At 70.7% G+C, this 5,677-nt stretch carries 6 protein-coding genes; 2 read left to right on the forward strand and 4 right to left on the reverse strand.

Going from position 1 to position 5,677, the window contains the following annotated elements:
• Nucleotides 1-114: 114 nt before the first annotated feature.
• Nucleotides 115-924 carry an SGNH/GDSL hydrolase family protein gene (locus tag ACOADB_RS18005; RefSeq protein ID WP_378601464.1) on the reverse strand — a complete coding sequence of 270 codons (810 nt, stop codon included), beginning with the start codon at nucleotides 922-924 and terminating at the stop codon, nucleotides 115-117.
• A 76-nt stretch (nucleotides 925-1,000) separates the two neighbouring features.
• Entirely contained in the window at nucleotides 1,001-1,453 is a 453-nt protein-coding gene (locus ACOADB_RS18010; RefSeq protein ID WP_378601466.1) for a MerR family transcriptional regulator, read from the reverse strand.
• Nucleotides 1,454-1,480: 27 nt separating this feature from the next.
• On the opposite strand from ACOADB_RS18010, the gene ACOADB_RS18015 reads away from it, so the two are divergent.
• Complete coding sequence (locus tag ACOADB_RS18015) at nucleotides 1,481-2,431, forward strand: NAD(P)/FAD-dependent oxidoreductase (protein WP_378601468.1); 951 nt, start codon at nucleotides 1,481-1,483, stop codon at nucleotides 2,429-2,431.
• Nucleotides 2,432-2,444: 13 nt separating this feature from the next.
• The gene (locus ACOADB_RS18020) at nucleotides 2,445-3,047 is read left to right on the forward strand and encodes a hypothetical protein (protein ID WP_378601469.1); all 603 of its coding nucleotides are present in this window, start codon (nucleotides 2,445-2,447) and stop codon (nucleotides 3,045-3,047) included.
• On the opposite strand, the gene ACOADB_RS18025 is transcribed toward ACOADB_RS18020, so the two are convergent.
• Complete coding sequence (locus ACOADB_RS18025; RefSeq protein ID WP_378601471.1) at nucleotides 3,044-3,565, reverse strand: lytic transglycosylase domain-containing protein; 522 nt, start codon at nucleotides 3,563-3,565, stop codon at nucleotides 3,044-3,046. The two genes, ACOADB_RS18020 and ACOADB_RS18025, sit on opposite strands and share 4 nt — an antisense overlap.
• 119 nt (nucleotides 3,566-3,684) lie before the next feature.
• Nucleotides 3,685-5,415, reverse strand: coding sequence for a DEAD/DEAH box helicase (locus ACOADB_RS18030; RefSeq protein WP_378601473.1), 1,731 nt, complete (start codon nucleotides 5,413-5,415; stop codon nucleotides 3,685-3,687).
• Nucleotides 5,416-5,677 lie beyond the last annotated feature (262 nt).

Consider the following 5,677-nt stretch of genomic DNA (forward strand, 5'->3'; position numbering starts at 1 on the left):
CTCCTGGCCGCTGCATGCGGTGAGCCCGCCGGTCACGAGCAGGAGGAAGCCGAGGGTCACCGAGATCCGACGCATGCCGATGGTTCTACCAGCACGCACCCACCGCGGTTCCCGTCAGCCGACGAGCAGGCCCGCCACCAGCGGCTGGTAGCCGGACGAGTGGCCCAGCTTGTTCGGGTGGTAGCTCTCGCTCACCGGGTTGGACAGGCCGTTGAGCCACTCGACGTCGTCGCAGACCGCGTGCCCGATGAACCGCGACGTCGGGTTGGCCCACTTGAAGCCCTTGGCGCTGGCGGCTGCGGAGAGCTTGCCGTTGAGCAGGTCGGCGGTCGCGTTCAGCCGCGTCTCCTCGGCCGGGGAGAACCAGGTGGCGGCGTTGCAGTCCTCGCCCTGGAAGATCCGCGGGTAGCCCACGACGACCACCACGGCGTTGGGCGCCTTGGACTTGATCGAGGCGTAGAGGGTGTTCAGCCGTCCGGGCAGCGTGTTGTTGATGAAGGACTGGGCGGTGTTGATCGCCCCGTCGCAGTTGGACATCCAGCCCGGCTGGGCGCACTCGGTGAGCACGCTGCTGAAGCCGGCGTCGTTGCCGCCGACCGAGATGGTGACGTACTCCGTGCCCGTGTTCAGCGCGCTCAGCTGGCTGTTGGTGACCGTGCTCGTCGTGGCCCCCGAGCAGGCCTTGAAGTTCAGCGCGTAGCCCTTCTGCGCCGCCACCAGCTTGGGATAGGCGTAGTTGGAGCGCTGGCAGCTGGTCCCGTCGCTGATGTAGCTGCGGGTGCCGACGCCGGAGGAGTACGAGTCACCGAGGGCGACGTACGGCGCCGCGGCGGCCTGGGCCGGTGCGGGCACCCCGACGAGGGTGACGAGCGCGGCCGCGAGGCCGCTGAGGGAGGAGAGGACGAGACGCAGTGACCGGGACATGGAGCGACACCTTCTGCCGAGGAATGTGATCTGGGTCACTAGAACACGAGGAGGGCCGTCCGGTCACTCCCCTCCTTCATGAAGAGTGGGTGCCGTGCCCGTTCACCCACGGCAGACCGCGACGGGTGCCCTCGACGATGTCGGCGACGTGCGACTGGAAGGACGGGCAGGTGGTGATGTCGTGGGCCCGGCACTCGAGCGCGTGCTCGGTCATGTGACGCGACCGGGCGAGCTCGGCCTCACGCCGGTCGAGCTCGACGAGATGCTGCTTCAGCGCCTGCCGACGGCCGTCCGCCGACGCGTCGACCAGGGTGCGGATCTGGTCGAGGCTCATCCCCGACTCCTTGCTCGCGATGATCGCGGCGACCCGGTAGGCGTCGTCCTCGCCGTAGTACCGCCGGCCCGCGGAGTCGCGCGCCGGATGCAGCAGGCCCTTGTCCTCCCAGTGCCGCAGCACGTGCGTCTCGAGCTCGAACCGGCTCGCGAGATCACCGATCGACCAGCGCACGTCCTGCGGGCTTGACTTCATGTGAACATGAACTCACACGATGAGGCCATGAAGCAATCACAGAAGACAGAGCAGTACGACGTCGCGGTCATCGGCGCCGGCTCCGCCGGCCTCCAGGCCGCCCTGACCCTCGGCCGGATGCGGCGCTCGGTGGTGGTGTTCAGCACCGACCGGTTCCGCAACGACCCGGCCGAGCACATGCAGAACTTCCTCGGCCACGACGGCGCCCCGCCCGCCGAGCTGCGCCTCGCGGCCCGCAAGGACATCGAGCGCTACGACACGGTCTCGTTCGTGGAGCAGGCCGTGACGGAGATCAGCGGCGAGCCCGACGCGTTCGTGGTCTCGGTCGATGACGCGCCTGACGTGACCGCTCGTCGGGTGCTGCTCGCCACCGGTCTCGCCGACGAGCTGCCCGCCGTCCCCGGACTGACCGACCTGTTCGGCACCGTCGTCGCGCACTGCCCGTACTGCCACGGCTACGAGCTCGCCGACGGCCGCGTCGGCCTGCTCGGCGCCGGCCCGCACATCCCGATGCTCGCGCAGCTGATGTCGCGCCTGGCGAGTGAGGTCGTCGTACTCACCAACGGGGCGGAGCCCGAACCCGAGGTGCTGGCCGCGATCAAGGCGCTGCGCCTGGAGGTGCACACCGGTCCGGTCCTCGGTGTCGAGGCTTCGGGCGACGGGCTGCGCGCGCTGCTCGGCCACGAGCACTCCGTCGAGCTGGGCGGGATGTTCGTCGCACCGACCTGGCGCCAGGCTGCGCCCTTCGCCGAGCAGCTGGGCCTGGAGAGCGGCGACCTCGGCGGCATCCACGTCGACATCATGGGCGCCACCAGCCGTCCGGGCGTGTACGCCGCCGGCGACCTCGCGCACCACCGCGACCTGCCGATGCCGATGGCCTCGGTGCTCACCGCTGCGGCGACGGGCCTGGTCGCGGGCGCGGCGTGCGACCGGGACCTGGCGATGGCCGACCTCGCGGCCGTCGTACCCGCCACCTGACAGGGTGGGGGCCGTGGCCCCCCTCCTCCGCCGCTACGGCCTGCTCCTCGGCGGTTGCGTCGTCCTCGGCATCGGCGTGGGCTTCCTGCTCCGCGCGGACCTCGGCTCCGACGGCTACTCGACGCTCGTCAACGGCGTCGCGATGGCGCTCGACGTCGAGTTCTGGATCGCGAACCTCGGCATCGGCGTGCTGTTCGTGGCACTCGCCGCGACACGCAAGGTGTTCCCCGGCGTCGGGACCGTGGTCCAGGTGCTCCTCGTCGGCGTGACCGTGTCCGTCGCCCTCGACCTGCTCTCCCGACCGGACGACCTGGCGCTGCGGATCGTGTTCCTGGCCGTCGCGTTCCCGGTGCTGGCGATCGGCATCGCGACCTACCTCGGCAGCCAGACCGGCGCCGGGCCGGCCGAGGCCGCGGCACTCGCGTGGGACCCGCCGGTCCCGTTCCGGTGGACCTACAGCGCGGTGCAGGGTGGCGGCGCGCTGATCGGGTGGCTGCTCGGCGCCACCGTCGGCGTCGGCACGCTCGCCGTCATCGTGCTGCTCGGCCCGCTCGTCGACCTGATCGCGCGAGCGCTCCACCTCGACGTCCACCAGGGCTCATCCGAAACGGCCTAGTACCAACCCACGCGTTCCGAGTGGGCCCACGCCCGCTGGGCGTTCCCGTAGCGCGCGGCGATGTAGGCCAGGCCCCAGCGGATCTGGGTCTCCGGGTTGGTCTGCCAGTCCGCGCCGACGACGGCCATCTTGGTGCCGGGCAGGGACTGCGGGATGCCGTAGGCACTGGAGGTGGGGTTGTCGGCGAACTGGTTCCAGCCGGACTCGCGGTGCCACAGCGCGTCGAGGTAGGGCCACTGGTCCTCAGGGAAGCCGAACTCGATCATCAGCTGGTAGCCGAGCGCCCGGTTGCTGCCGCGGTCGACGTCGGTGGGGATGACGACCTTGGGCAGCTTCTTCGCGATCCGCTCGGCCCGGCGGGCCAGCTGGGCCATGATCTCGACCAGCGGTACGTCGGCGCGGGCGCCACCCGCCTTCGCCGGGACCGCCGACGTGGCCGGTGCGGACGGCGAGGCCGGGGAGGTCGGCGTCGCGGCGGGTGCCGTGGTCGTCGTACCCGCGACGCTCGGCGACGCCACGGCCTCGGGTTCGGCCGTCGTGGCCGCGCACCCTGCGGCCCACGAGACAGCAGTGGTCGCGACCGCAACGAGGGCGGTTGCCCTCGCGCGACGCGACCATTGCTCCACAGCCAGACCGATCAGCGCTTCGGCGGACCCTGGTCGACCTGCAGCTCGATCAGCTTGCCGCTGATCCGCGTGGTCTTGAGCTTCGCCCACGTCTCGGCGGAGAGGTCCTTGGGCAGCTCGACGACGGAGTAGTCCGGGCGGATGGTGATCCGGCCGAAGTCCCGACGGTCGAGGCCTCCCTCGTTGGCGAGCGCGCCGACGATCTGGCGCGGCTCCACCTTGTGGCGCTTGCCCACCTGGATCTTGTACGCCGCCAGGCCGGCCGCCGGCGGACGGTCGCTCCGGTCGGGGCGCGGGCGGTCTCCACGCGAGCCGCCACGGTCGGAGCCGTAGCCATCGCGCTTGCGGTGATCGCCGCGGTCAGAGCTGTCGGGGCGGTCGAACGACTTGGCGCGCACGGTGCGTTCGGCGGCCGGGTCGAGCAGCAGCGGGGTGTCGCCCTGCATCGCGATCGCCAGGGCGGCGGCCACGTCGACCTCGGGGACGTCGTGCTCGCGGATGTAGTGGCTGACGACGTCGCGGAAGAACGAGATGCTCGGCGACTCGAGGGCGGCGGTGATCTGGTCGTCGAAACGGGCCAGACGGGTCACGTTCACGGCCTCGACCGTGGGGAGCTGCATCTGCTCGAGGGTCGACCGGGTCGCCTTCTCGATGTGCTTGAGCAGGTAGCGCTCGCGCGGGGTGACGAACGAGATCGCGTCTCCGCTGCGGCCGGCGCGGCCGGTGCGGCCGATCCGGTGCACGTAGGCCTCGGTGTCGGTCGGGATGTCGTAGTTGACGACGTGGCTGATCCGCTCGACGTCGAGGCCGCGGGCCGCGACGTCGGTGGCGACGAGGATGTCGAGCTTGCCGCTCTTGAGCTGGTTGACGGTCCGCTCGCGCTGGGCCTGCTGGACGTCACCGCTGATCGCGGCGGCGCTGTAGCCCCGGGCGCGCAGCTTCTCGGCGAGGAGCTCGGTCTCGCTCTTGGTGCGGACGAAGACGATCATCCCCTCGAAGTTCTCGACCTCGAGGATGCGGGTGAGGGCGTCGACCTTCTGCGGGTAGCTGACGATCAGGTAGCGCTGGGTGATGTTCTCGGCCGTGCGGGTCTTGCGCTCGATCGAGATGGAGACCGGGTCGTTGAGGTACTTCGCCGACAGCGACTTGATGGTCTTCGGCATGGTCGCGGAGAACAGGGCGACCTGCTTGGTGTCCGGGGTGTCGGCGAGGATCGTCTCGACGTCCTCGGCGAAGCCCATGTTGAGCATCTCGTCGGCCTCGTCGAGGACCAGGAAGCGCAGCTGCGTGAGGTCGAGCGTGCCCTTCTCGAGGTGGTCCATGATCCGGCCGGGGGTGCCGACGACGATGTGGACGCCACGGCGGAGCGCGGACAGCTGCGTGCCGTAGCCCTGGCCGCCGTACACGGGGAGGACGTGGACGCCGCGCATGGTGGCGGCGTACTTCTCGAAGGCCTCGCAGACCTGGAGCGCGAGCTCACGGGTCGGGGCCAGGATCAGCGCCTGGGGGGTCTTCTGGCTCAGGTCGAGGCGGTCCAGGATCGGCAGCGCGAAGGCCGCCGTCTTGCCGGTTCCGGTCTGCGCCAGGCCCATCACGTCGCGACCTGCGAGGAGGTGCGGGATGGTCTGCGCCTGGATGGCGGACGGCGATTCATAGCCGACGTCCGACAAGGACTTCAGGATCCGCTCGCCGAGACCGAGGTCGGCAAACGTGGCGGTCTCGTGCTCTGCGGGCTCACTCACCCCCTCAGCCTAGGGCCGTGAGGCTTATCACGGGCGATCGTCAGCGCGGTGCGATGGGTCACCCTCCCCGGCGGCGCCCCCGGCGGCCGGAATTCTCAGGTCGCCATCCCCGGCGCCGACTGGCAGGGAGAGGCAGGGAGAAGGACTCGATGCGGACCACGATCGGCAGGCGAACCCACGGGACACATCGCTGGGCGGGTGCCCTCGTTGCGCTCGTCTGTGCCCTGCCACTGGTCGGCCTGAGCGCTGCTCCCGCCCTCGC

It is taken from the genome of Nocardioides sp. CPCC 206348 (genome assembly GCF_048654705.1).
In the GTDB taxonomy this organism is placed as follows: domain Bacteria; phylum Actinomycetota; class Actinomycetes; order Propionibacteriales; family Nocardioidaceae; genus Nocardioides.

Bases quoted from the DNA above. Each gene is read 5' to 3' on its own strand.
- ACOADB_RS18005 (WP_378601464.1), bottom strand. From the start codon at position 924: ATGTCCCGGTCACTGCGTCTCGTCCTCTCCTCCCTCAGCGGCCTCGCG.
- ACOADB_RS18010 (WP_378601466.1), bottom strand. From the start codon at position 1,453: ATGAAGTCAAGCCCGCAGGACGTGCGCTGGTCGATCGGTGATCTCGCG.
- ACOADB_RS18015 (WP_378601468.1), top strand. From the start codon at position 1,481: ATGAAGCAATCACAGAAGACAGAGCAGTACGACGTCGCGGTCATCGGC.